This is a genomic window from Cellulomonas hominis (genome assembly GCF_005239125.1).
GTDB lineage: Bacteria > Actinomycetota > Actinomycetes > Actinomycetales > Cellulomonadaceae > Cellulomonas > Cellulomonas hominis_A.
Genome location: NZ_SZYE01000040.1, coordinates 1 through 24,531 on the forward strand (window position 1 = coordinate 1; position 24,531 = coordinate 24,531).

General features: G+C 74.2%; 21 protein-coding genes and 1 pseudogene. 7 read left to right on the forward strand and 15 right to left on the reverse strand.

The genetic code is table 11. The features are described from left to right. Positions 1 to 78 precede the first annotated feature (78 nt). From scpB to FA014_RS07380, 5 genes are read right to left on the reverse strand one after another with little or no spacing between them, the layout of a single operon-like run. Complete coding sequence (gene scpB, locus FA014_RS07360; RefSeq protein ID WP_154729044.1) at positions 79 to 765, reverse strand: SMC-Scp complex subunit ScpB; 687 nt, start codon at positions 763 to 765, stop codon at positions 79 to 81. Beyond that, positions 762 to 1,703: a segregation and condensation protein A gene (locus tag FA014_RS07365; RefSeq protein WP_154729045.1), complete on the reverse strand. Its 942-nt coding sequence runs from the start codon at positions 1,701 to 1,703 to the stop codon at positions 762 to 764. The genes scpB and FA014_RS07365 overlap by 4 nt, the downstream gene beginning before the upstream one ends. After that, the gene (locus FA014_RS07370) at positions 1,687 to 2,553 is read right to left on the reverse strand and encodes a ParA family protein (RefSeq protein WP_154729046.1); all 867 of its coding nucleotides are present in this window, start codon (positions 2,551 to 2,553) and stop codon (positions 1,687 to 1,689) included. Before FA014_RS07370 ends, FA014_RS07365 begins: the two co-directional genes overlap by 17 nt. Before the next feature lie 29 nt (positions 2,554 to 2,582). Further along, the gene (xerD, locus tag FA014_RS07375) at positions 2,583 to 3,590 is read right to left on the reverse strand and encodes a site-specific tyrosine recombinase XerD (protein ID WP_154729047.1); all 1,008 of its coding nucleotides are present in this window, start codon (positions 3,588 to 3,590) and stop codon (positions 2,583 to 2,585) included. Between the two features lie 31 nt (positions 3,591 to 3,621). Continuing rightward, positions 3,622 to 4,575: a heme o synthase gene (locus tag FA014_RS07380; RefSeq protein WP_154729048.1), complete on the reverse strand. Its 954-nt coding sequence runs from the start codon at positions 4,573 to 4,575 to the stop codon at positions 3,622 to 3,624. Between the two features lie 330 nt (positions 4,576 to 4,905). On the opposite strand from FA014_RS07380, the gene tal reads away from it, so the two are divergent. The 4 genes from tal to pgl are packed head-to-tail and all read left to right on the forward strand — an operon-like array spanning position 4,906 to position 9,255. Then, positions 4,906 to 6,024, forward strand: a complete 1,119-nt coding sequence (tal, locus tag FA014_RS07385; RefSeq protein WP_154729049.1) for a transaldolase — start codon at positions 4,906 to 4,908, stop codon at positions 6,022 to 6,024. After that, complete coding sequence (gene zwf, locus FA014_RS07390) at positions 6,021 to 7,562, forward strand: glucose-6-phosphate dehydrogenase (protein ID WP_154729050.1); 1,542 nt, start codon at positions 6,021 to 6,023, stop codon at positions 7,560 to 7,562. Before tal ends, zwf begins: the two co-directional genes overlap by 4 nt. After that, a complete protein-coding gene (gene opcA / locus FA014_RS07395; protein ID WP_154729051.1) occupies positions 7,559 to 8,479 on the forward strand; it encodes a glucose-6-phosphate dehydrogenase assembly protein OpcA in 921 nt (306 codons plus the stop codon). Before zwf ends, opcA begins: the two co-directional genes overlap by 4 nt. Further along, positions 8,476 to 9,255, forward strand: coding sequence for a 6-phosphogluconolactonase (pgl, locus tag FA014_RS07400; protein WP_154729052.1), 780 nt, complete (start codon positions 8,476 to 8,478; stop codon positions 9,253 to 9,255). The genes opcA and pgl overlap by 4 nt, the downstream gene beginning before the upstream one ends. A 290-nt stretch (positions 9,256 to 9,545) precedes the next feature. On the opposite strand, the gene FA014_RS07405 is transcribed toward pgl, so the two are convergent. The 9 genes from FA014_RS07405 to uvrC form a co-directional block, all read right to left on the reverse strand. After that, positions 9,546 to 9,902 carry an RNA polymerase-binding protein RbpA gene (locus FA014_RS07405; RefSeq protein ID WP_154729053.1) on the reverse strand — a complete coding sequence of 119 codons (357 nt, stop codon included), beginning with the start codon at positions 9,900 to 9,902 and terminating at the stop codon, positions 9,546 to 9,548. A gap of 12 nt (positions 9,903 to 9,914) precedes the next feature. Then, positions 9,915 to 10,157, reverse strand: a complete 243-nt coding sequence (secG, locus tag FA014_RS07410; RefSeq protein WP_146837079.1) for a preprotein translocase subunit SecG — start codon at positions 10,155 to 10,157, stop codon at positions 9,915 to 9,917. A gap of 185 nt (positions 10,158 to 10,342) precedes the next feature. After that, on the reverse strand, positions 10,343 to 11,131 hold the full coding sequence (gene tpiA / locus FA014_RS07415; protein ID WP_154729054.1) for a triose-phosphate isomerase: 789 nt from the start codon (positions 11,129 to 11,131) through the stop codon (positions 10,343 to 10,345). A gap of 5 nt (positions 11,132 to 11,136) precedes the next feature. Beyond that, positions 11,137 to 12,327, reverse strand: coding sequence for a phosphoglycerate kinase (locus tag FA014_RS07420; RefSeq protein WP_154729055.1), 1,191 nt, complete (start codon positions 12,325 to 12,327; stop codon positions 11,137 to 11,139). 134 nt (positions 12,328 to 12,461) lie between these two features. Then, positions 12,462 to 13,466, reverse strand: a complete 1,005-nt coding sequence (gene gap, locus FA014_RS07425) for a type I glyceraldehyde-3-phosphate dehydrogenase (RefSeq protein ID WP_154729056.1) — start codon at positions 13,464 to 13,466, stop codon at positions 12,462 to 12,464. Positions 13,467 to 13,698: 232 nt separating this feature from the next. Beyond that, complete coding sequence (gene whiA / locus FA014_RS07430) at positions 13,699 to 14,679, reverse strand: DNA-binding protein WhiA (protein ID WP_154729057.1); 981 nt, start codon at positions 14,677 to 14,679, stop codon at positions 13,699 to 13,701. A 4-nt stretch (positions 14,680 to 14,683) separates the two neighbouring features. Then, a complete protein-coding gene (locus FA014_RS07435) occupies positions 14,684 to 15,664 on the reverse strand; it encodes a gluconeogenesis factor YvcK family protein (protein WP_154729058.1) in 981 nt (326 codons plus the stop codon). After that, positions 15,661 to 16,608: an RNase adapter RapZ gene (rapZ, locus tag FA014_RS07440; protein ID WP_154729059.1), complete on the reverse strand. Its 948-nt coding sequence runs from the start codon at positions 16,606 to 16,608 to the stop codon at positions 15,661 to 15,663. Before rapZ ends, FA014_RS07435 begins: the two co-directional genes overlap by 4 nt. After that, positions 16,605 to 18,752 (reverse strand): excinuclease ABC subunit UvrC, encoded by a 2,148-nt coding sequence (gene uvrC / locus FA014_RS07445; protein WP_154729060.1) that lies wholly within the window; start codon positions 18,750 to 18,752, stop codon positions 16,605 to 16,607. The genes rapZ and uvrC overlap by 4 nt, the downstream gene beginning before the upstream one ends. 110 nt (positions 18,753 to 18,862) lie before the next feature. On the opposite strand from uvrC, the gene FA014_RS07450 reads away from it, so the two are divergent. Continuing rightward, on the forward strand, positions 18,863 to 19,384 hold the full coding sequence (locus tag FA014_RS07450) for an OsmC family protein (protein ID WP_154729061.1): 522 nt from the start codon (positions 18,863 to 18,865) through the stop codon (positions 19,382 to 19,384). Positions 19,385 to 19,399: 15 nt separating this feature from the next. Here the strand turns inward: FA014_RS07450 and uvrA are convergent, their stop codons facing one another. After that, positions 19,400 to 22,273: an excinuclease ABC subunit UvrA gene (uvrA, locus tag FA014_RS07455; protein WP_419178380.1), complete on the reverse strand. Its 2,874-nt coding sequence runs from the start codon at positions 22,271 to 22,273 to the stop codon at positions 19,400 to 19,402. 93 nt (positions 22,274 to 22,366) lie between these two features. Between uvrA and FA014_RS07460 the strand changes: the two genes are divergently transcribed. Both FA014_RS07460 and FA014_RS07465 read left to right on the forward strand, forming a co-directional pair. Next, on the forward strand, positions 22,367 to 24,241 hold the full coding sequence (locus FA014_RS07460; protein WP_230322947.1) for a glycoside hydrolase family 15 protein: 1,875 nt from the start codon (positions 22,367 to 22,369) through the stop codon (positions 24,239 to 24,241). Beyond that, positions 24,238 to 24,531, forward strand: a pseudogene (locus FA014_RS07465) (MBL fold metallo-hydrolase); the annotation flags it as partial. The gene FA014_RS07460 and the pseudogene FA014_RS07465, both read left to right, overlap by 4 nt.

Genomic DNA, 24,531 nt, shown 5'->3' on the forward strand with positions numbered 1-24,531 from the left:
GACCGCCGGACCCACCGGTCCCGCGGGCGCCACCGCCCGCGCCACCGCGGCCTCGGCCGCCCTGTCCTGCTGCACTCATCACACGTCTCCTGTCGTCACTGCGGCCCCGTCCAGCCCGTCGAACGCGTCGATGTCGGGCAGGTACGGGGCGAGCGGGGGCAGCTCGTCGAGGCTCGTGAGGCCCATCCGCTCGAGGAAGTATCCCGTGGTCCGGTACAGCAGCGCACCTGAGCCCGGGTCGGTGCCCGCCTCGGCCACCAGACCGCGGGCCGTCAGGGTGCGGACGACGCCGTCCACGTTCACCCCGCGCACCCCCGAGACCTGCCCGCGCGTCACCGGCTGCCGGTACGCGATCACGGCCAGGGTCTCGAGCGCCGCCTGGGTCAGCCGGGCGGTCTGCCCGTCGAGCACGAACTGCCCCACCACCTGGTGGAATGCCGGCGCCGAGTAGATCCGCCAGCCCTCGCCCGCCTGCCGCAGCTCGAAGCCGCGCGGCCGGCCGCCGTGCTCGCCGCGGTACTCCTCGGCGAGGGTGCGCAGCAGGTCGACGACCTCGCCGGTCGGCAGGCCGAGGGCTGTGGCGAGGCGCACGGCCGGGATCGGCTCGTCGGCGACCATGAGCACGGCCTCCAGTGCCGCCAGGGCGCCGCCGGGCAGGTCGTGCACGTCGGGCGCGGGCGCCTGGGGCTCCGGGGGCAGCTCGCCCTCGCCGAGCCCGTCCGCGGGCACGCCCCCGGGCACCGCCGCCGTCAGGTCCTCGGTCATGCGTCCTCCCCCTGCTCCGCAGGCACCGCCGGGCTCGCAGCCGGCACCACGTCGTCACCCTCGTCGAAGTCCGTCGCCACCGCGACGTCTCCGTCCTCGGCCCCGGTCCACCGCACGGTCAGCTCGCCCAGCGGCGTCACCTGGTCGAACGCGACGGCGCCCTCCCGGAACAGCTCCAGCAGCGCGAGGAACCGGGCCACCACCAGCAGCGTCGAGTCGGCGTCCGCGGTGAGTGCCCGGAACGACGCCGCCCCGCCGTGCCGCAGCCGGTCCGCGAGCACCGCCGCCTGCTCCCGCACGCTCACGGCGGGCGCGTGCAGGTGGCTGAGGTCCACGCCGGGCGGCGGGGGCGGCGGCGCGAGGGCCTTCGCGGCCAGCGCCGCGAGCTCCTCCGGCCCGATCTGCCAGATCAGCTCCGGCAGCATCGCAGCCAGGTGCGGTTCCAGCTGCACCGTGCGCGGCAGCCGCCGGCCCTGCTCCGTGAGCCGGGTGCCGATGTCCGCGGCCACCACCTTGTAGGCGCGGTACTGCAGCAGCCGCGCGAACAGCAGGTCGCGCGCCTCCAGCAGCTCGAGGTCCTCGGCGTCCTCGACCTCGCCGGCGGGCAGCAGCCGCGCGGCCTTGAGGTCCAGCAGCGTCGCCGCCACCAGCAGGAACTCCGACGCCTGCCCGAGGTCCCAGGGCCGCCCGCCCTCCGCCTCCGCCCGCTCGGCCGCCCGGATGTACGCGATGAACTCGTCCGTGACCGCGGCGAGCGCGACCTCGGTGATGTCGAGCTTGTGCTTGGAGATCAGCCCCAGCAGCAGGTCGAACGGACCGGAGAAGTTCTCCAGGTGCACCTCGAAGGCGCCGGACCCGGGCCGCGGCGCGCCGTCGGGCGCGCCGGGTGCGGCGGCAACGGCCTCGGCGGTCGGCGCCGTCTCAGGCGGCGTCGCCACGGGCGACGAGCTCCCGCGCGAGCTGCCGGTACGCGTGCGCCCCGGCGTGCGTCGGCGCGTAGGTCGTGATCGGCTCCGCCGCGACCGACGCGTCCGGGAACTTCACGGTGCGCCCGATGACGGTGTGCAGCAGCGTGTCGCCGAACGCCTCGTACACCCGGGCGACGACCTCGCGGGCGTGCAGCGTCCGGGGGTCGTACATGGTGGCGAGGATGCCGTCGACCTCCAGGCGCGGGTTCAGCCGGTCCCGGACCTTCTCGATCGTCTCGACCAGCAGCGCCACGCCGCGCAGCGCGAAGAACTCGCACTCCAGCGGGATGAGCACGCCGTGCGCCGCGGTGAGCGCGTTGACGGTCAGCAGGCCGAGCGACGGCTGGCAGTCGACCAGCACCACGTCGTAGTCGTCCAGCACGGGCCGCAGCACGCGGGACAGGATCGACTCGCGGGCGACCTCGCTGACCAGCTGCACCTCGGCGGCCGACAGGTCGATGTTCGCCGGCAGCAGGTCCAGCCCGGGGATCTCCGTCGGGCGGATCAGGTCCTCGACCCGGGCGTGCCGGTCGACCAGCAGGTCGTACACGGTGCGGTCCAGCTCGTGCGGGTTCGCGCCCATGCCGACGGACGCCGCGCCCTGCGGGTCGAAGTCGACGATCAGCACCCGGCGGCCGTACTCGGCCAGCGCCGCGGCGAGGTTGATCGTGGTGGTCGTCTTGCCGACGCCGCCCTTCTGGTTGCACATCGCGATGACGCGGGCGGGACCGTGGGCGGCGAGCGGCGCGGGGACGGGGAAGTCGGGCAGGGGCCTGCCCACCGGGTCGGTTGCGATCTCGGTCGTCTCCTCGCGTGCCACTCGCACAACCTACCGGAGCAACCGCTGGGTCAGCCGTCTCCCGCGCCGGTGCGCGCGGCGCCCGCGGCGACCCGCGCGGCGCTGTCCCGCCTGGCGCGCGGGTGGCTGGTCGCGTACACCTCGCGCAGCGTGTCCGGCGTCACCTTCGTGTAGATCTGCGTCGTCGTCACCGACGCGTGCCCCAGCAGCTCCTGGACCACCCGGACGTCGGCACCGCCGGCGAGCAGGTGGGTCGCGAACGAGTGCCGCAGCGTGTGCGGGGACACGTGCTCGGCCCCCGGGAGCCCGGCGCGCTCGGCGGCCGTGCGGAGCACCGCCCAGGCGCTCTGGCGCGACAGCCGCGCACCGCGGGTGTTGAGGAACACCGCCGCTCCCCCGCGCCCCGCGGCCGCCAGCGCCGGCCGGGCGCGCACCAGGTACGCCTCCAGCGCCTCGACGGCGTACGCCCCGACCGGGACCACCCGCTCCTTGCTTCCCTTGCCGAACAGCCGCACGGCGGCGCGGCCCTCGGTCAGGTCGAGGTCGTCGACGTCGAGCCCGACCGCCTCGGAGATCCGGGCCCCGGTGGAGTACACCAGCTCGAGCAGCGCGCGGTCCCGCAGCGGCACCGGCCCGTCGCCGAGCGAGGCGGCCTCCAGCAGCCGCTCCACCTCGTGGGTGCCGATGGCCTTCGGCAGCACCTGCGACTGCTTCGGCGGGCGCACGGCGCGGGCCGGGTCGGCGGCGGTCAGCCCCTCCAGGACGGCGAACCGGTGCCAGCCGCGGACCGCCACCACGGCGCGCTTGGCCGAGGACGCCGACAGCACCGCCCGGCCGTCCGCGCCGGTCCGCACGGCGGTGAGGAAGTCCTCGACGTCGTGCTCCGCGACCTCGGCGACCGACGCACGTCCGGCCGCGGCCAGGTGGTCCACGTACCGCGTCAGGTCGCGACGGTACGCGGCCAGCGTGTTCGCGGACAGGCCGCGCTCGACGGTGAGGTGCGCGAGGTAGCCGTCCAGGGCGGCGCGCAGCGCGGGGGGCGGCTGCTCGTCCGTCATGCCGGTGCCTCCCCGCGGGCGCCTCGGTGGGTCAGAGCGGGAGGAACACGTCGACCGCCACCGCGACCGACAGCAGCGACAGGTACGTGATCGACCCGTGGAACACCGACATCGCGCGCAGCTTGCCGCGGCGCGGGTCCTGGGCGCGACGGTACAGCGCCACGTTCGACCAGAGGAACCACACGCCGAGCACGGTCGCGACGAGCGCGTACACCCAGGTCATCCCGGCGACCGGGACCAGCAGCAGCGAGCAGGCGATCATCGCGACGGTGTACGCGATCATCTCCTTCGCGACCTTCGACTCGGCCGCGACGACCGGCAGCATCGGCACGCCGGCCGCGGCGTAGTCCTTGCGGAACTTCATCGACAGCGGCCAGTAGTGCGGCGGCGTCCAGAAGAAGATGACGCCGAACAGCAGCACCGCGGCCCAGGACAGACCGCCGGTCACCGAGGACCAGCCGATCAGCACGGGCATGCAGCCGGCGGCGCCGCCCCAGACGATGTTCTGCGGCGTGCGCCGCTTGAGGATCATCGTGTAGCCGACGACGTAGATCAGGATCGCGCCGCCGGTGAGCAGCGCGGACGGCACGTTGACCAGCAGCGCGAGCCACAGCAGCGAGCCGACGCCGAGCGCCAGGCCGAACAGCAGGGCCGCGCGCGGGGTGATCTCGCCCGTGACCAGCGGCCGCCGCTTGGTGCGGTTCATCACCTGGTCGATGTCGCGGTCGATGTAGCAGTTCAGCACGTTCGCCGCGCCGGCCGCGGCGGCGCCGCCGACCAGCGTGGCGAGCACCAGGCCGATCGGCGGGAACCCGCCCTGCGCCAGGATCATCGTCGGCAGCGTCGTGACGAGCAGCAGCTCGATGACCCGCGGCTTCGTCAGCGCGACGTAGGCGGCGAGGCGGCGGCGCAGCACGCTCCGGCTGCCCGGTGCCGCGGCACCCGGGGCCCGCGACGAGGCCCCGGCGGGAGCGGCTGGGCTCATCGTGCGCACGCTCCGGTCCTCCGCCCGTCGCTCGGCCGCCGCAGCCGGACGGCCGCGCGGATGATCCCGACCATCGTACGGCCCCCCGGGCAGCAGATGCGGCCGTGAACCGCCTGGGACCTGGGTCCCGGTCGTGTGACGTCCGTCGCCTCGGGCTCCTACGCGGCGGACCGACCGGCGGACCCCCGCCCAGCGGGTCTAGGCTCGAACGGCACGCCCGGCCCCGGGGGAGACTGGACCGGGCGTGAGCGGCGCCCGGCCTGGTCAGGACGGGCCCGACCGTCGACGCCCCGGCCCGGAGTCCGGGGCGAGAAGTGAGGTGGCACGACGATGACAGAGGGCATCACGCCGCTCGACCGGGTGGCCGACGCGGGCGTCGCCGTATGGCTGGACGACCTGTCCCGGGAGCGGCTGCGCACCGGGAACCTCAAGGACCTCGTGGCGGAGCGCCGCGTCGTCGGGGTCACGACGAACCCGACGATCTTCGCGAGCGCGCTGGCGAAGGGCGAGTCCTACGACGAGCAGCTCAAGCAGCTGCGGGCGCAGGGCACGGACGTGGACGGCGCGGTCTTCGCGATCACGACCGACGACGTGCGGGAGGCGGCCGACGTGCTGCGCCCCGTCTACGACGCCACCGACGGCGTGGACGGCCGCGTGTCGATCGAGGTCGACCCGCGGCTCGCGCACGACGCGCAGGCGACCGTCGACTCGGCCCGCGCGCTGTGGTCGACCGTCGACCGGCCGAACGTGTTCATCAAGATCCCCGCGACGCTGGACGGCCTGCGCGCGATCACCGAGGTGCTCGCCGACGGCATCAGCGTCAACGTCACGCTGATCTTCTCGCTCGAGCGGTACCGCGCGGTGCTCGACGCGTTCCTCGAGGGCCTCGAGCGGGCGAGGGCCAACGGGCACGACCTCGCCCCCATCGCCTCCGTCGCGTCGTTCTTCGTGTCCCGCGTGGACGCGGCGATCGACCCGAGGCTGGACGAGATCGGGTCCCCCGAGGCCGCGGAGCTGCGCGGCAAGGCCGCCATCGCCAACGCCCGCCTCGCCTACGGGGTCTACGAGGAGGTCGTCGCCTCCGACCGCTGGCAGGCGCTCGCCGCCGCCGGCGCGAAGCCGCAGCGGCCGCTCTGGGCGTCCACCGGCGTCAAGGACAAGGCCTACCCCGACACCCGCTACGTCGACGAGCTCGTCGTCGCCGGCGTCGTCAACACCATGCCCGAGGCCACGCTGCAGGCCGTCGCCGACCACGGCGACTTCCGGGGCGACACCGTCACCGGCACCCAGGCCGAGGCGCAGCGCGTCGTCGACGCCCTGGCCGGGCTCGGCATCGGGATCGACGAGGTCACCGACCAGCTCGAGCGCGAGGGCGTCGACAAGTTCGAGAAGTCCTGGGCCGAGCTGCTCGACACCGTCCGCGGCGGCCTGGAGCAGGTGGCCGAGTGAGGCCCGCGAAGGTCACCGCGGAGCACAACCCGCTCCGCGACCCGCGGGACCGCCGGCTCCCCCGGATCGCCGGGCCCTCGGGCCTGGTGATCTTCGGGGTGACCGGCGACCTCGCCCGCAAGAAGCTCATGCCCGCGGTCTACGACCTGACCAACCGCGGCCTGCTGCCCCCCGGCTTCGCGCTCACCGGGTTCGCCCGGCGCGACTGGGAGGACCAGGACTTCGCGCAGATCGTGCACGACTCCGTCAAGGAGCACGCCCGCACGCCGTTCCGCGAGTCGACCTGGCGCCAGCTGTCCGAGGGCATCCGGTTCGTCCAGGGCACCTTCGACGACGACGACGCGTTCGACCGGCTGCGCAAGACCGTCGAGGACCTCGACGTCACCCGCGGCACCGGCGGCAACCACGCGTTCTACCTGTCGGTCCCGCCGAGCGCGTTCCCGGTGGTGTGCAAGCAGCTCGCCCGCTCCGGCCTGTCGGAGTCGGTCGAGGACGCCTGGCGGCGCGTCGTCATCGAGAAGCCGTTCGGCCACGACCTGCAGTCGGCGCGCGAGCTGAACGACGTCGTGTCGAGCGTCTTCCACCCGGACGACGTGTTCCGCATCGACCACTACCTCGGCAAGGAGACGGTGCAGAACCTGCTGGCGCTGCGCTTCGCCAACCAGCTGTTCGAGCCGATCTGGAACGCCAACTACGTCGACCACGTCCAGATCACGATGGCCGAGGACATCGGCGTCGGCGGCCGTGCCGGGTACTACGACGGCATCGGCGCGGCGCGCGACGTCATCCAGAACCACCTGCTGCAGCTGCTCGCCCTCACGGCGATGGAGGAGCCGGTCACGTTCGACGCGCACGACCTCACGGCCGAGAAGATCAAGGTCCTCTCCGCGGTGCGCGTGCCCAAGGACATCGGCAAGCACACCGCCCGCGGCCAGTACGCCGAGGGCTGGCAGGGCGGCGAGAAGGTCGTCGGCTACCTCGACGAGGGCGGCTTCGACCCCAACTCGACGACCGAGACCTTCGCCGCGATCCGCGTCGACGTGGACACCCGCCGCTGGGCCGGCGTCCCGTTCTACCTGCGCACCGGCAAGCGCCTCGGCCGCCGCGTCACCGAGATCGCCGTCGTGTTCAAGAAGGCGCCGCACCTGCCCTTCGAGTCCACCGCGACGGAGGAGCTCGGGAAGAACGCGCTGGTCATCCGGGTGCAGCCCGACGAGGGCGTCACCCTGCGGTTCGGCGCCAAGGTGCCGGGCACCGCGATGGAGGTCCGCGACGTCACGATGGACTTCGGCTACGGCCACGCCTTCACCGAGTCCTCCCCCGAGGCCTACGAGCGCCTCATCCTCGACGTCCTGCTGGGCGACCCGCCGCTGTTCCCGCGGCACGAGGAGGTCGAGCTCTCCTGGAAGATCCTCGACCCCATCACCCAGTACTGGGCGTCGAAGGGCAAGCCGGAGCCGTACCGCGCCGGCACCTGGGGGCCGGAGTCGGCCGACCGCATGATGGAGCGCGACGGACGGACCTGGAGGCGACCGTGATCATCGACCTGCCCAAGACGACCACCCGCGACATCAACAAGCGGCTGGTGCAGGAGCGGGACGAGGGCGGCGCCGTCGCCCTCGGGCGCGTGCTGACGCTCATCATCGACGTCGGCTCCGACGACCCCGAGGCCGCCATCGAGGCCGCGAACGACGCGAGCCGCGAGCACCCCTGCCGCGTCATCGTGCTCACCGAGTCCGGCCCCGAGGCCGCGGACTCCGAGCTCGACGCGCAGATCCGGCTCGGCGGCGACGCCGGCGCCTCCGAGGTCGTGCTGCTGCACCCGTCGGCGGCGCAGGCCCGGCACCTGGACACCCTGGTGCTCCCCCTGCTGCTGCCGGACGCCCCGATCGTCGCCTGGTGGCCGTACCAGGTGCCCGACGACCCGTCCCAGCACCCGCTCGGTCAGCTGGCCCGGCGCCGGATCACCGACAGCACCGAGTGCACCGACCCGTCGGACGCGCTGCACCGGCTCGCCCGCGGCTACGCCGAGGGCGACACCGACCTCGCGTGGACCCGCACCACCCTGTGGCGCGGGCTCATCGCCGCGACGCTGGACCAGCCGCCGTTCGAGCCCGTCACCCGCGCGGTGGTCGCGGGCGAGAGCACCCACCCGTCCGTCGACCTCATGGCGGCCTGGCTGGGCTGGGCGCTGAACTGCCCGGTCGACATCGAGCGCCAGGCCGACGCCCCGGCGATCACCCAGGTGCGGCTCGAGCGGAAGTCGGGCCCGATCGTGCTCGACCGGCCCGACGGCAAGACGGCCGCGCTGCGCCAGCCCGACCAGCCCGAGCACCGGATCGCCCTGCCGATCCGACAGCTGCGCGAGTGCCTGGCCGAGGAGCTCCGCCGGCTCGACGCCGACGAGGTCTACGGCGAGGTGCTGCGCAAGGGCCTGACGAAGGTGGGCGCGTGACGGCCGCCGCCGGGGCGCCGCGCACGGTGCTGGTGCACCCGGACGCGGACACGCTGGCCGAGGCCACGGCCGCGCGGCTCATCACGCGGCTGGTGGACCTGCAGTCCGCTGCGGCGCCCGTGCACGTGGTCCTGACCGGCGGGACGGTGGGGATCAAGACCCTCGCCGCCGTCGCCGGCAGCCCGGCGCGCGGAGCCGTCGACTGGACCGGCGTGCACCTGTGGTGGGGCGACGAGCGGTTCCTCGCCGACGGCGACGCCGACCGGAACGAGACCCAGGCGCGGTCGGCGCTCGTCGACGTGCTCGGCGACGCCCTCCCGGCGGCGAACGTGCACCCGATGCGCCCGCTCGACCCCGCCGCGGGCGTCGCGACCCCGGAGGACTCGGCCGCGGCCTACGCCGCCGAGCTCGCCGCGTTCGCACCCGAGGGCGCCGACGTCCCGACGTTCGACGTGCTCATGCTCGGCATGGGACCCGACGGCCACGTGGCGTCCCTGTTCCCCGGGCACGAGGCCGTGGACGTCACCGGCGTCCCGACCGTCGGCGTCCACGGCTCCCCCAAGCCGCCGCCGGAGCGCGTCTCGCTCACCTTCGAGTCCATCCGCGCGGCGCGCGAGGTGTGGGTCGTGGCGGCGGGCGCCGAGAAGGCACCGGCCGTCGCGTCGGCGCTGTCCGACGCCGCGGTGCGGGTCACGCCCGCCGCGGGCGCCCGCGGCACCGAGGCGACGCTGTGGCTCGTCGACGCCGCGGCGGTCGCCGAGGTCGGCGCGGCGTAGCAGCCCGCACTCCCCCGGGTACGACGAGGGCCCCGCAGCCACCCGGCTGCGGGGCCCTCGTCGCACGCAGCACCCGAGCCCGCTGGCGGGCTCGCTCGGGGCCGAGGCGCCGGCGCCGGACGCGAGTTCGCCGGTTCCGCACTCAGCGCCCGCGCGGAACCGGCGAACTCGCGCGCAACCGGCGAACTCGCGCGGAGCGGCGAGCTCGACGCGCCGCCGGGCGGCGCCGGACGCGGCGAGGGCCCCGCAGCACCGGCTGCGGGGCCCTCGCGCGAGGCGTGCGGGTGCGGTCAGCGCACCCCGCCGCGCCGGCGGGCACGGAGCGCCGCCAGGGCCTCGTCCAGGATCGCCTCGCCGTCCTCGGCGGACCGGCGCTCCTTCACGTAGGCCAGGTGGGTCTTGTACGGCTCGTTGCGCACGGGGGACGGCGGGTTCGCCTCGTCCTGGCCGGCGGGGAACCCGCAGCGCGGGCAGTCCCAGGTCTCGGGGGCCTCGGCCGCCGCCTCCTCCGCGAAGGACGGGCGGGTCTCGTGGCCGTTCGCGCACCAGTAGGAGATCCAGATGCGGGGCGCCGCGTCGCCGCGCTCGGCCTCGCCCATGGGGCCCGCACCGACGCGGGACCCCCGGATCGCACTTCCGCTCGCCATGAGGTCTCTCCCTCAGCTCACGCGCTCGATGAGACCGAGCAGCACGATCACGACCGCCCACACGAGGCTGACGCCCACGGTGATGCGGTTGAGGTTGCGCTCGGCCACGCCGGAGGACCCGGCGCTGCTGGTGATGCCGCCGCCGAACATGTCGGACAGGCCACCGCCCTTGCCCTTGTGCAGCAGGACGAGCGGGACGAGCAGCAGGCTCGTGACCACCAGGAGGACCTGGAGGGCGATGGTGAGGGCTGTCACGGCGGGTCTGGCTCTTCTCGCTGTCGGGGACCCCGGGCGGGGTCGGTCGGGTGGACCGCGGTCCAGGGTAGGCGACGCAGCACCGGGGAATCCAGCACGACAGGCCGGACCGGGGGCGCGTCGCCCGGGTGGCCGGGGTCGCGCGGCGGCGTGCTGCCGCCGCGCGACCCCGTACCGGGGGTGGCTCAGGCGCCGACGTGCTCCTGGAAGCGCGCGATCTTGGCGAACTCCTCCGCGTCGAGCGACGCGCCGCCGACGAGCGCGCCGTCGACGTCGGGCTTGCCGATGATCTGCGCGGCGTTGCCGGACTTCACCGAGCCGCCGTAGAGCACGCGGACGGCGTCGGCGACCTCGGCCGAGTACAGCTCGGCGAGCTTGCCGCGGATGGCCGCGCACACCTCCTGCGCGTCCTCGGGGGTCGCGACCTCGCCGGTGCCGATGGCCCAGACGGGCTCGTAGGCGATGACGACGGTCGGCGCCTGCTCGGCGGTGACGCCGGCCAGGGAGCCCTCGAGCTGCGTCAGCGTGTACTCGACGTGGGTGCCCGCCTTGCGGATCTCCAGGCCCTCGCCGACGCACACGATCGGGGTGATGCCGGCGCCGAGCGCCGCGACCGTCTTGGCCGCGACGACCGCGTCGGACTCGGCGTGGTACTCGCGGCGCTCCGAGTGGCCGGTCGCCACGTAGGTGACGCCGAGCTTCGCGAGCTGCGCCGCCGACACCTCGCCGGTGTAGGCGCCGGACGCGTGCTGCGACACGTCCTGCGCGCCGTAGCCGATCTCCAGCTTGTCCGCGTCGACCAGGGTCTGCACGGAGCGGATGTTGGTGAACGACGGCAGGACGACGACCTCGGCGGTGCCGAAGTCGTGCTTGGCGTCCTTGAGGGTCCACGCGAGCTTCTGCACCAGGTGCACGGCCTCGTGGTGGTCGAGGTTGAGCTTCCAGTTGCCCGCGATCAGGGGGGTACGTGCCATGTGGATCAGTCCTCCAGGACCGCGATGCCGGGGAGGGTCTTGCCCTCGAGGAGCTCCAGCGACGCGCCGCCGCCGGTGGAGATGTGGCCGAAGCCCGCCTCGTCGAAGCCGAGCCGGCGCACGGCCGCGGCCGAGTCGCCGCCGCCGACGATCGAGAAGCCGTCGGTGTCGACGAGGGCCTGCGCGACGGCCTTGGTGCCCTCGGCGAACGCCGGGAACTCGAACACGCCCATCGGGCCGTTCCAGGCGATCGTCTTGGCGCCGAGGATGGCCTCGCGGAACAGCTCGCCCGACTTCGGGCCGATGTCCAGGCCCATCTTGCCGGCGGGGATCTTGTCCGCGTCGACGGTCTCGTGCGGGGCGTCGGCCGCGAAGCCGTCGGCCGCGACGATGTCGACCGGGAGGACGATCTCGACGCCCGACTCCTGCGCCTGCGCGAGGTAGCCCTTGACGGTCTCGACCTGGTCCTCCTCGAGCAGCGAGGAGCCGACCTCGTGGCCCTGGGCCTTGAGGAAGGTGAACACCATGCCGCCGCCGATGAGCAGCTTGTCGGCCTTGGTGAGCAGGTTGGCGATGACGCCGAGCTTGTCGGAGACCTTGGAGCCGCCGAGCACGACGACGTAGGGGCGCTCGGGGTCCTCGACGGCCTTGCGCAGCGCCTCGACCTCGGCCAGGACGAGCGAGCCGGCCGCGTGCGGCAGGCGCAGCGCGACGTCGTAGACCGACGCCTGCTTGCGGTGCACGACGCCGAAGCCGTCGGACACGAACGCGTCGGCCAGCTGGGCCAGCTCGTCCGCGAGCTCGCCGCGCACGGCGTCGTCCTTGGACGTCTCGCGCGCGTCGAACCGGATGTTCTCGAGCAGCGCGATCTGGCCGTCCTCGAGCGCCGCGACGGTCGCCTTGGCGGAGTCGCCCACGACGTCCTCCGCGAGCGTGACCGGCTGGCCGAGCAGCTCGCCCAGGCGGGCGGCGACGGGGGCCAGCGAGTACTTCGCGTCGGGCTCGCCCTTCGGGCGGCCGAGGTGCGCGGTGACGACCACGCGGGCGCCGGCGTCGAGCAGGCCCTTCAGCGTGGGCAGCGCGGCGCGGATGCGGCCGTCGTCGGTGATGGTCGTGCCGTCGAGCGGCACGTTGAAGTCGGAACGGACGAGCACGCGCTTGCCGCGCAGGTCGCCGAGGTCCTCGATGGTCTTCATGCTTGCCTACCTTGCTCCGCGGGGCCGTCGGGACCGACGACCGGGGCTGTCCATGACGGCGCCCGCGCACGCCGGGGTCGGAGGCCGACCCCGGCGTGCGCGGGCGCATGTGCGTCGCTACGGACGGCTGAGGGTCAGAGACGCTCGCCGACGTAGGAGGTGAGGGTGACGAGGGAGTTGGAGTAGCCCCACTCGTTGTCGTACCAGGACACGACCTTCACCAGGTCGCCCGACACCTTGGTCAGCTTCGAGTCGAAGATGCTCTGGTGCGGGTCGGTGACGATGTCGGAGGACACGATCTCGTCCTCGACGTACGCCAGGACGCCCTTGAGCGGGCCCTCGGCGGCGGCCTTGACCGCGGCGTTGACCTCGTCCACCGTGACCTCGCGCGAGGCGGTGAAGGTGAGGTCGGTCGCCGAGCCGGTGATGGTCGGGACGCGCAGGGCGTAGCCGTCCAGCTTGCCCTTCAGCTCCGGCAGCACGAGCGCGACGGCCTTGGCGGCGCCGGTCGAGGTCGGGACGATGTTCTGCGCGGCGGCGCGGGCACGACGGAGGTCGCGGTGCGGGCCGTCCTGCAGGTTCTGGTCACCCGTGTAGGCGTGGATCGTGGTCATGAGGCCACGCTCGATGCCGATCGAGTCGTTGAGCGCCTTCGCCAGGGGGGCGAGGCAGTTCGTGGTGCACGACGCGTTCGAGATGATGTGCTGCGTGGCCGGGTCGTACGACTCGTGGTTCACGCCGACGACGAAGGTGCCGTCCTCGTTCTTCGCCGGGGCGGAGATGATGACCTTCTTGGCGCCGGCGGCGATGTGCGCCTTCGCCTTCTCGGCGTCCGTGAAGAAGCCGGTCGACTCGATCACGATGTCGGCGCCCAGCTCGGCCCACGGGAGGTTGGCCGGGTCGCGCTCCGCGAGGGCGCGGATGTTCTTGCCGTCGACGATGATGTTGTCGTCGTCGAAGTCGACGCTCAGCGGGAAGCGGCCCAGCACGGTGTCGTACTTGAGCAGGTGAGCCAGCGTCTTGTTGTCCGTCAGGTCGTTGACGCCGACGATCTCGATGTCGGCGCCCGACGCCACGATGGCCCGGTAGAAGTTGCGCCCGATGCGGCCGAAGCCGTTGATGCCGACCTTGATGGTCACTTGCCCTCCTCGGCACGCGCCGGCACAGGCCAGCGCACACTGTTGCGGTGATGGACTGCGCACGCCGGTGTGCGCTCCCGGAAACTCCGCGGTCACACGATCTTGACCCTCAGAACATCTCCGGATGGCCTAGAGCCTATACCCGCACGCGGGGTCGCGCAGGGACCTAGGTCTGGCGGGCGGGACGGCCGTCCGTGGTGCGGACGTGCTTTCACCCGCCGGCCGCGGCCTGCTAGAGGTCGAGCAGGTCGGGGCTCAGCCCGGACTCGGTGTCCGGGATGCCGAGGTCGGCCGCGCGCTTGTCGGCGGTCGCCAGCAGGCGGCGGATCCGGCCCGCCACCGCGTCCTTGGTGAGCACGGGGTCGGCGAGCTTGCCGAGCTCCTCGAGCGACGCCTCCTTGTGGGCGAGCCGCAGCTCCCCCGCCTCGCGCAGGTGCTCCGGCACGTCGGCACCCAGGATCTCGAACGCGCGCTCCACGCGGGCGCCCGCGGCGACCGCGGCCCGTGCCGAGCGGCGCAGGTTCGCGTCGTCGAAGTTCGCCAGGCGGTTCGCCGTCCCGCGCACCTCGCGCCGCACCCGGCGCTCCTCCCAGACGAGCAGCGTGTCGTGCGCGCCGAGCCGGGCCAGCATCGCGGCGATCGCGTCGCCGTCCCGGATGACCACCCGGTCGACGCCCCGCACCTCGCGGGCCTTGGCGGGGATCTGCAGCCGGCGCGCGGCGCCGACCAGCGCCAGGGCGGCCTCCGGCCCGGGGCAGGTGACCTCGAGCGCCGAGGACCGGCCGGGCTCGGTCAGCGAGCCGTGCGCGAGGAACGCCCCGCGCCACGCCGCCTCGGCCTCCTGCACGCCCGCGGACACGATCTGCGGCGGCAGCCCGCGGACCGGGCGCCCGCGGTTGTCCAGCAGCCCGGTCTGCCGGGCCAGGGACTCGCCGTCCTTCACGACCCGCACCACGTACCGGTTGCCGCGGCGCAGGCCGCCGCCGGAGACCACGATCACGTCGGACTGGTGCCCGTACACCTCGGCGATCGCGGTGCGCAGCCGGCGGGCCGCCATCCCGGTGTCCAGCTCCGCCTCGATGACGATCCGCCCCGAGATGATGTGCAGCCCGCCCGCGAACCGGAGCGTCGCCGACACCTCCGCCTTCCGGCACGACGTCTTGTCGACCTGGAGCCGCGCAAGCTCGTCCTTCACCTGTGCCGTCAGAGCCATGCGGTCATCCTGCCATTCCCTGGGGTGCGCCGACGTCGCCGAGGTAGCCCTCGACCACGTCGCTGATCGCCGCGGCCAGCCGCAGCGCGTCGTGCCGGGGTGTGCCGTCGCCGCGCCGCACCTGCCGCAGCAGCAGCCGGCCGCCCTGGGCGCGGGTGCGCTCCTCCAGCTCGTCGACGTCCTCCACGGACCCGGGGTCGGCGATCACCGCGTCCAGCCGGAGCTCCGGGGCGTGCTGCCGCAGCGCGTCGAGGTGCTCGCACGGGCCCATCCCCGCGGTCTCGGCGTCCGGGCTGAGGTTGAGCACCGCGATCTTGCGGGCCGGGGTCCGGTGCAGCGCGTCCGCCAGCTCCGGCACGAGCAGGTGCGGGATCACGGAGGTGTACCAGGACCCGGGGCCGAGGACGACCCAGTCGGCCTCCTGCACGGCCGCCACGGCCTCGGGCAGCGCCGGCGGGCGGTCCGGCAGCAGCCGCACCGCCTCGATCGGGTCCCGGGCGACGGCGACCTGGCTCTGCCCGGTGACCACCTCGAGCGTGCCGTCCGCGCGGCGCACGTCCGCCTCGATGGCCAACGGCACGGCGGCCATGGGCAGCACGCGGCCGCGCGCGCCCAGCAGCCGGCCGACCCAGTCCAGGCCGTCGACGGTGTCGCCGAGCAGCTCCCACAGCGCCACGATCAGCAGGTTGCCGACCGCGTGGTTGTCCAGGTCGCCGGCGGAGGTGAACCGGTGCTGCAGCACGTCCCGCCACGTGCGGCCCCAGTCGGAGTCGTCGCACAGGGCGGAGAGCGCCATCCGCAGGTCGCCGGGCGGCAGCACGTCCAGCTCGTCGCGGAGGCGGCCGGAGGAGCCGCCGTCGTCCGCGACGGTCACGACCGCGGTCAGCCTGTCCGTCACGCGGCGCAGCGCCGACAGGGACGCGGACAGCCCGTGCCCGCCGCCCAGGGCGACGAACGCGGGGTGCCCGTCGCGGGACGGGCTCATTCCTTGCCGAGGTCGCGCGCGGCCACGGTGACGCGCTGGCCCCGGTTCCGCAGCCGCTCGGCGATGGCCTCGCTGATCGCCACGGAGCGGTGCTTGCCGCCCGTGCAGCCGACGGCGATCGTCACGTAGCGCTTCTCCTCCGCGAGGTACCCGGCGAGCACCGGCTCCAGCGCGTCGACGTACCGGTCGACGAAGTCGACCGCGCCGGGCAGCCCGAGCACGTAGTCCCGCACCGGGGCGTCCCGGCCCGACATGTGCCGGAGCTCGGTGATCCAGTACGGGTTGGCCAGGAACCGGACGTCGACGACGTGGTCGGCGTCGAGCGGGATGCCGTACTTGAAGCCGAACGACAGCACGTTGACCCGCAGCGCGTCCTCCTCCTGCTCCGAGGACACCGCGCCGCGCACGATCCGGCCGAGCTCGTGCACGTTCGTCTCCGAGGAGTCGATCAGCACGTCCGCGCGCTCCCGGATGTCCTGGAGCAGGCTGCGCTCGGCGGTGATGCCGTCGAGGATGCGGCCCTCGCCCTGCAGCGGGTGCGGGCGGCGCACCTGCTCGTACCGGCGCACCAGCACCTCGTCCGAGGCGTCCAGGAACAGGATCCGGTAGTCGATGCCGGACTCCCGGAGCTGGGCGAGCACCGCGAGCAGGTCGGCGAAGAACTCCCGCCCGCGCACGTCGACGACGGCGGCGATCCGCAGGTCGGCGCTCGGCGGGCCGCCGTGGGTCAGCATGCCGACCAGGTGCGTGAGCATCTGCGCGGGCAGGTTGTCCACGACGTACCAGCCCATGTCCTCCAGCACCGCGCCGGCGCGGGTGCGGCCGGCGCCGGACATGCCGGTGATGATCAGGACGTGGGGCTGCCGGACGCGGGGCGCCTGGGTGGCCGCCTCGATCGCGGGGATGCCGTGCGGGACGGTGATCGGCGAGGTCTCGTCGCTCATGCGCCCAGCATGCCAGGCGCGCCGCCCGTCGGGGTCACCGGGTCGGTGGCCGGGGCCGGGACCCCGGTTGCCGGCGCCGGGACGCCCGTGCCCGGGGCCGGGTTCCCGGCGGCCGGGGCGGGGGCGCCGGCGGGCTCGGTGCTCCCGGCCAGCGCCGCCACGACGGCCGCCGCCGTGCGCGCGCCCATGCCGGGGACCGCGGCGATCTCCTCCGCCGTCGCCGCCCGGAGCCGCTTGAGCGAGCCGAAGTGCTTGAGCAGCGCCGCCGACCGCGCGGGGCCGAGGCCCGGCACGGTGTCGAGCGCCGACACGGTCATGCCCTTGCTGCGCTTCTTGCGGTGCGCGGTGATCGCGAACCGGTGCGCCTCGTCGCGGACGCGCTGCAGGAGGTACAGCCCCTCGGAGGAGCGCTGCAGGATCACCGGGTAGTCGTCCCCCGGCAGCCACACCTCCTCCAGCCGCTTGGCCAGGCCGCACAGCGCGACGTCGTCGATGCCGAGCTCCGCCAGGGCGGCCGCGGCGGCGGCGACCTGCGGCGGGCCGCCGTCGACCACGACGAGGTTCGGCGGGTAGGCGAACCGCTGCGGCCGGCCGGTCGTCTCGTCGATCGGGCCCGACCGGACCGGGCCGGCGTCGGCGTCGGCCAGCGCCTCGGCGACCTGGTCCTCCCCCAGCCCGAGCTCGAGGTCCCCGGCCTGCTCGCGCTCGGCGAGGTAGCGGCGGAACCGGCGGGTGATCACCTCGTGCATCGCGGCGGTGTCGTCGCGCGCGCCGGTGCCCTCCGGGCCGCGGATGCCGAACGTCCGGTACTCGCTCTTGCGGGGCAGCCCGTCCTCGAACACCACCATCGACGCCACCTGGAACGTGCCCTGGTTGTGCGACACGTCGTAGCACTCGATCCGCAGCGGCGCCGAGTCCAGCCCCAGCGCCTCCTGGATCTCCTGGAGCGCCTGGCTGCGGGTGGTGAGGTCCCCGGCGCGGCGGGTCCGGTGCAGCGCGAGCGCGTGCTCGGCGTTCTTCCGGACCGTCTCGGCCAGCTCGTGCTTGTCACCGCGCTGCGGCACGCGGACGTGCACCCGGCTGCCGCGCAGCCCGGACAGCCACGCCTGCACCTGGTCCAGGTCGTCCGGCAGCACCGGGACCAGGACCTCGCGCGGCACCGAGCCCGCCGCCGCCCCGGCCGCCGCGGCGCCGGCGTCGCCGCCCGGCGCGTCGCCGTACACCTGCTGGAGCAGGTGCTCGACGAGCTGGGCGTCGGTGACGTCCTCGACCTTCTCCACCACCCAGCCGCGCTGGCCGCGGATCCGGCCGTCCCGGACGTGGAACACCTGCACCGCGGCCTCGAGCTCGTCCCCGGCCAGCGCGAAGATGTCCGCGTCGGTGCCGTCCGACAGCACGACGGCGTTCTTCTCGGTGGCGCGCTTCAGGGCGCCGATGTCGTCGCGCAGCCGGGCCGCGCGCTCGTAGTCCATCTCGGCGGCGGCCTCCTGCATCCGCGCCGTGAGCCGCTTGGTGAACCGCGCGGTGTCGCCGGCCATGAAGTCGGCGAACTCCTCCGCGAGGACGTGGTGGTCCTCCTGGGAGATCTTGCCGACGCACGGGGCGGAGCACTTGTCGATGTACCCGAGCAGGCACGGCCGCCCCTGCTGCTTCGCGCGCTTGAACACGCCCGCGGAGCAGGTCCGCACCGGGAATACCCGGAGCAGCAGGTCGACGGTCTCCCGGATCGCCCAGGCGTGCGCGTACGGCCCGAAGTACCGGGTGCCGGGCCGCTTGGCGCCGCGCATCACCTGCACCCGCGGGAACTGGTCGGCGAGGGTCACGGCCAGGTACGGGTAGGACTTGTCGTCGCGGTACTTCACGTTGAACCGCGGGTCGAACTCCTTGATCCAGGAGTACTCCAGCGCGAGCGCCTCGACCTCCGTGCCGACGACGGTCCACTGCACCGAGGCGGCGGTGGTGACCATCTGCTGCGTGCGGGGGTGCAGGCCGGCGACGTCCTGGAAGTACGAGTTCAGCCGGGACCGCAGGCTCTTGGCCTTGCCGACGTAGATGACCCGGCCGTCCTTGTCGCGGAACCGGTAGACGCCGGGCTGGTCGGGGATCTCCCCCGGGGCGGGACGGTAGGTGGCGGGGTCAGCCATGCCGACCACCGTAGTTCGCGGCACCGACGGGCGGGGCCACGGGGGCGCCGGCCGCGGCCGGCGGGGCGCAGGCCGGGCCCGCGGCCGGGCGCCCCGGTACCGTCGGCCGCATGGGACTGCTGCACGAGTACGCCGCCGACGTCGTCTGGACGGGCGCGGGCGCCACGGGGACCACCGGGTACGCGGCGTACAGCCGGGACCACGAGGTGCGGGTCGCCGGGAAGGCGACCGTGCTCGCGTCGGCCGACCCCGCGTTCCGGGGCGACCCGGCGCGGCACAACCCCGAGGAGCTGCTCGTCGCCGCGCTGGCCGAGTGCCACATGCTCTGGTTCCTCCACTTCGCCGCCACGTCGGGCGTGGCGGTCGTCGGGTACGCGGACCGGGCGACCGGGACCATGCGGGTCGAGGCGGCCGGCCACGGTCAGTTCACCCAGGTCGTGCTGCGGCCGCAGGTCACCGTGCGGCCCGGCGGGTCCGCGGCGGACGACGGCGCCGGGCTGGACGCCCAGCTCGCCGACCTGCACCACCGGGCGCACGAGCACTGCTTCATCGCCCGGTCGGTGACGTTCCCGGTGCTGACCGAGCCGGCCCCCGCGGTGCTGGAGTCCGCGGGGCCCGGCCCGGTCGGCTGACGGTCGGCCGGCGCCTCAGGCGCTCGCGCGCACCGCGGCCGGCTCGTCCAGCACCTCGGCGAGGAACGTCCCGGTGTGGCTGGCCGCGACCCGCGCGACCTGCTCCGGCGTGCCCTGCGCGACGACCGTGCCGCCGCCCGAGCCGCCCTCCGGGCCCATGTCGATGACCCAGTCCGCGTTCTTGATCACGTCGAGGTTGTGCTCGATGACGATCACGCTGTTGCCCTTGTCGACGAGGCCCTGCAGCACGCCGAGGAGCTTGCGGATGTCCTCGAAGTGCAGGCCCGTCGTCGGCTCGTCCAGCACGTAGACGGTGCGGCCGGTGGACCGGCGCTGCAGCTCGGTCGCCAGCTTGACGCGCTGCGCCTCGCCGCCGGACAGCGTCGGCGCGGGCTGCCCGAGCCGGACGTAGCCGAGGCCGACGTCGACGAGGGTCGAGAGGTGCCGGGCGATCGCGGGCACCGCGGCGAAGAACTCCGCGGCCTCCTCGATCGGCATGTCCAGCACGTCCGCGACGGTCTTGCCCTTGAAGTGCACCTCGAGCGTCTCGCGGTTGTACCGCGCGCCGTGGCAGACCTCGCACGGCACGTAGACGTCCGGCAGGAAGTTCATCTCGATCTTCAGCGTGCCGTCGCCCGAGCACGCCTCGCAGCGACCGCCCTTCACGTTGAACGAGAACCGCCCGGCGGTGTAGCCGCGCACCTTCGCCTCGGTCGTCTCGGCGAACAGCTTGCGGATCCGGTCCCAGACGCCGGTGTACGTCGCCGGGTTCGACCGCGGGGTACGGCCGATCGGACCCTGGTCGACGTGCACGACCTTGTCCAGGTGCTCCAGGCCGCTGACCCGCTTGTGCCGGCCGGCGACGCGGCGGGCGCCGTTCAGCTCGTTGGCCATGACCGTGTAGAGGATCGAGTTGACCAGCGTCGACTTGCCGGACCCGGACACGCCGGTGACGGCCGTGAACGTGCCGAGCGGGAACGACACGTCGACGTTCTGCAGGTTGTGCTCGCGGGCGCCGTGCACGGTGACCTGGCGCTTCTTGTCCACCGTGCGGCGCTGCGCCGGCATCGGGATCGAGCGGCGGCCGGACAGGTACGCGCCGGTCATCGACTCGCGCGACGCGAGCAGGCCCGCCAGGTCGCCGGAGTGCACGACCTTGCCGCCGTGCTCCCCCGCGCCGGGGCCGACGTCGACGATCCAGTCCGCCGTGCGGATGGTGTCCTCGTCGTGCTCGACCACGATGAGCGTGTTGCCGAGGTCGCGCAGCCGGGTCAGCGTGTCGATGAGCCGGCGGTTGTCCCGCTGGTGCAGCCCGATGGACGGCTCGTCCAGCACGTACAGGACGCCGACCAGCCCCGAGCCGATCTGCGTCGCGAGCCGGATGCGCTGGGCCTCGCCGCCGGACAGCGTCGCGGCGGCCCGCATGAGCGAGAGGTAGTCGAGGCCGACGTCCAGCAGGAAGCCGAGCCGCGCCTGGATCTCCTTGAGCACCTGCTCGGCGATCTGCCGCTCGCGGACGCCGAGCTCGAGCCCGTCGAGGAACTCCTTGGCCTCCCGGATGGGCAGCGCGCAGACCTCGGCGATCGACCGGCCGCCGACGCGCACCGCCAGGACCTCGGGCTTGAGGCGGGTGCCCTCGCACACGGGGCACGGGACCTCCCGCATGTACGCCTCGTACTTCTCCTTGCTCCACTCGGACTCGGTCTCGGAGTGGCGGCGCTCCAGGAACGTCACCACGCCCTCGAAGCCCGTGGAGTACTGCCGCTCGCGACCCCAGCGGTTCTTGTACTTGACGTGCACCTTGTGGTTCTCGCCGAACAGCACCGCCTTCTTGGCGCGCTCCGGCAGCGCCCGCCACGGGGCGTCCATCGAGAACCCGAGGTCCTCGGCGAGCGCGCTGAGCACCCGCTCGAAGTACTCGGAGGAGATCTGCGCCCACGGGGCCACCGCGCCGTCGCGCAGCGACAGGTCCTCGTTCGGGACGACCAGGTCGGGGTCGACCTCGAGCCGCGAGCCGAGGCCGGTGCACTCGGGACAGGCGCCGTACGGGGCGTTGAACGAGAACGTGCGGGGCTCGATCTCCTCCAGCGTGAGCTGGTGGTCGTTCGGGCACGCGCGGTTCTCGGAGAACCGGCGCTCCCGCTCCGGGTCGTCGGCGTCGAGGTCCACCATGTCGACCACGAGCAGGCCGCCGGCCAGGCCGAGCGCGGTCTCCACCGAGTCGGTGAGCCGGCGCTGCACGCCCTCGCGGGACACCAGGCGGTCGACCACGACCTCGATGTCGTGCTTGAGCTTCTTCTCCAGCGTCGGCGGCTCGGAGAGCTGGACCACCTCGCCGTCCACGCGGGCGCGGGCGAAGCCCTTGGCCTGCAGCTCCTTGAACAGGTCGGCGTACTCGCCCTTGCGGCCGCGGACCACCGGCGCGAGCACCTGGTAGCGCGTGCCCTCGGGCAGCTCGAGCAGCCGGTCGACGATCTGCTGCGGGGTCTGCGCGGTGACGCGCTCGCCGCACACCGGGCAGTGCTGCGTGCCCGCGCGCGCGAACAGCAGGCGCAGGTAGTCGTAGACCTCGGTGATGGTGCCGACGGTCGACCGCGGGTTCCGGTTGGTCGACTTCTGGTCGATCGACACCGCGGGCGAGAGCCCCTCGATGAAGTCGACGTCGGGCTTGTCCATCTGCCCGAGGAACTGGCGCGCGTACGCGGACAGCGACTCGACGTAGCGGCGCTGGCCCTCCGCGAAGATGGTGTCGAAGGCCAGCGACGACTTCCCGGACCCGGACAGGCCCGTGAAGACGATGAGCCTGTCGCGCGGGAGGTCCAGGTCGACGTTGCGCAGGTTGTGCTCGCGGGCCCCCTGGACCACCAGACGATCATTCACGCGCAGCATGCTACGGCGCACCACCGACATGCGCACATGTGTTCGAACCGTAAAGGAGCGTCGACCTGCGGTGTCGTCCCTGGCCGGGAGCATGATGGGACCGTGCCCGACGACGCCGCCGTGACCGACCACACCCCCGCGCCGACCCCCATCGGCGACTACGCCGTGCTGGGCGACGGCCGCACCGCCGCCCTCGTGTCCCGCGCCGGGTCCGTCGACTGGCTGTGCCCGCCGCGGTTCGACTCCCCCGCGTGCTTCGCCGCCCTGCTCGGCGGCCCCGAGCACGGCCGCTGGCTGCTGACCGCCCCGGACGCGACCCGGGTCACCCGCCGCTATCTCGCCGACTCGTTCGTGCTCGAGACGACCTTCGAGACGCCGACCGGCACGGCCGTGCTGCTCGACGCGATGCCGCTCGGCGACGGCCGCTGCGACCTCGTCCGGCGGGTGACGGTCGTGCGGGGGTCGGTCCGGCTGCGGCACGAGTGGGTCGTGCGGTTCGGGTACGGCGCGGTCGTGCCCTGGGTGCACCGCGTGCCCGACGCCGACGGCCGGGGCGAGGTCATCCGCGCCGTCGCCGGCCCGGACAGCCTGGTGCTGCGCGGCGACCGGCTCCCGCGCCCCGGCCGCGGCCCGCACCGCGGGCACGCCGACGAGTTCGTCCTCGCCGAGGGCGAGGGCGTCACGCTCTCCCTCACCTGGGTGCCGTCCTGGCAGCCGGTCCCCCGCGCGCCGCGGCTCGCGCACCGGGTCGAGGCCACCGAGCACCAGTGGGCGCACTGGGCCCGATCCGCCCGGTACCGCGGCACCTACCGCGACGCGGTCGTCCGGTCGCTGCTCGTGCTCCGCCTGCTCACGGACTCCGAGACCGGCGGGATCGTCGCGGCCGCGACCACCTCGCTCCCCGAGGACCCCGGCGGCGAGCGGAACTGGGACTACCGGTACTGCTGGCTGCGGGACGCCGCCATGACCCTGGAGGCCCTGCTCGAGCACGGCTACCGGCACGAGGCGCAGGCCTGGCGGCAGTGGCTGCTGCGCGCCGTCGCCGGCGACCCCGCCCAGGTGCAGATCATGTACGGCGTCGACGGCTCCCGGGACCTGCCCGAGCGGACCCTCGACCACCTGCCGGGCTACGCCGGGTCCCGGCCCGTGCGGGTCGGCAACGCCGCCGTCGGCCAGGTGCAGAACGACGTGCTCGGCGAGGTGATGGCCGCGCTGCACCTCGCGCGGGCGTCCGGCGTGGCCGAGGGCGACGACTCGTGGTCGCTGCAGACCCACCTCGTCGACCACCTGTGCCGGACCTGGCGCCGGCCCGACAACGGCATCTGGGAGGTCCGGGGCGAGCCGCGGCACTTCACGCACTCCAAGGTCATGGCCTGGGTCGCCCTCGACCGGGCCGTGCGGGGCGTCGAGGAGCACGGCCTGCCGGGGCCGGTCGACCGGTGGCGGCGCGAGCGGGACGCCGTGCACGCCGACGTCCTCGCCCACGCCTGGGACGCGGAGCGGGGCACCTTCGTGCAGCACTACGGCGCCACGCACACCGACGCGGCCCTGCTCCAGCTGGTGCTCGTGGGCTTCCTGCCGCCCGGCGACCCGCGGTTGGTCGGCACCGTCGCCGCGATCCGCGCCGAGCTCGAGGTCGCGCCCGGCCTGCTGCTCCGCTACCGGACCGAGCGCACCGACGACGGCCTGCACGGGTCCGAGCACCCGTTCCTCGCCTGCTCCGGCTGGCTCGCGGACGCGCTCGCGCGGCAGGGCGACGTCGCCGGCGCGACCGCCGTCCTCGACGTCCTCGACGGCCTGCGGACCGACGTGGGGCTGCTCGCGGAGGAGTACGACCCGGCGACCGGCCGGATGATCGGCAACGTCCCGCAGGCGCTGTCGCACCTCGCGCTGGTGCGGGCGGTGCACAGCCACGACGAGGCGCTCGCGCGCGGCGGGACCCCGGAGCCCCGGCACGAGGCGGTGGGGCGGCCGTGAGCGCGGCGTCCGGCTACACCGGGGACGTCGAGCCGGGCGGCCCGCCCGCGGTGCGCGCGCTCGACGAGGTGGTGCTCCGCAAGCTGTCGGTGGGGCCGATGGACAACGCGGCGTACGTGCTCGCCTGCCGGCGCACCGGGGAGCGGCTGCTGGTCGACGCGGCGGCGGAGCCGGACCGGCTGCTGGCGCTGCTGCGGGCGGGGTCGCCGGGCAGCGGCGCCTCCGACGCCGCCCACGGCGCTGCCGACACCGCCCACGGCGCTGCCGACGCCGCGGCGGCGGGTGCGTGG

Coding starts and splice junctions, on each gene's coding strand:
- scpB (WP_154729044.1), bottom strand. CDS start 765: ATGACCGAGGACCTGACGGCGGCGGTGCCCGGGGGCGTGCCCGCGGAC.
- xerD (WP_154729047.1), bottom strand. CDS start 3,590: ATGACGGACGAGCAGCCGCCCCCCGCGCTGCGCGCCGCCCTGGACGGC.
- FA014_RS07380 (WP_154729048.1), bottom strand. CDS start 4,575: ATGAGCCCAGCCGCTCCCGCCGGGGCCTCGTCGCGGGCCCCGGGTGCC.
- tal (WP_154729049.1), top strand. CDS start 4,906: ATGACAGAGGGCATCACGCCGCTCGACCGGGTGGCCGACGCGGGCGTC.
- FA014_RS07405 (WP_154729053.1), bottom strand. CDS start 9,902: ATGGCGAGCGGAAGTGCGATCCGGGGGTCCCGCGTCGGTGCGGGCCCC.
- tpiA (WP_154729054.1), bottom strand. CDS start 11,131: ATGGCACGTACCCCCCTGATCGCGGGCAACTGGAAGCTCAACCTCGAC.
- FA014_RS07420 (WP_154729055.1), bottom strand. CDS start 12,327: ATGAAGACCATCGAGGACCTCGGCGACCTGCGCGGCAAGCGCGTGCTC.
- whiA (WP_154729057.1), bottom strand. CDS start 14,679: ATGGCTCTGACGGCACAGGTGAAGGACGAGCTTGCGCGGCTCCAGGTC.
- FA014_RS07435 (WP_154729058.1), bottom strand. CDS start 15,664: ATGAGCCCGTCCCGCGACGGGCACCCCGCGTTCGTCGCCCTGGGCGGC.
- rapZ (WP_154729059.1), bottom strand. CDS start 16,608: ATGAGCGACGAGACCTCGCCGATCACCGTCCCGCACGGCATCCCCGCG.
- uvrC (WP_154729060.1), bottom strand. CDS start 18,752: ATGGCTGACCCCGCCACCTACCGTCCCGCCCCGGGGGAGATCCCCGAC.
- FA014_RS07450 (WP_154729061.1), top strand. CDS start 18,863: ATGGGACTGCTGCACGAGTACGCCGCCGACGTCGTCTGGACGGGCGCG.
- uvrA (WP_419178380.1), bottom strand. CDS start 22,273: ATGCTGCGCGTGAATGATCGTCTGGTGGTCCAGGGGGCCCGCGAGCAC.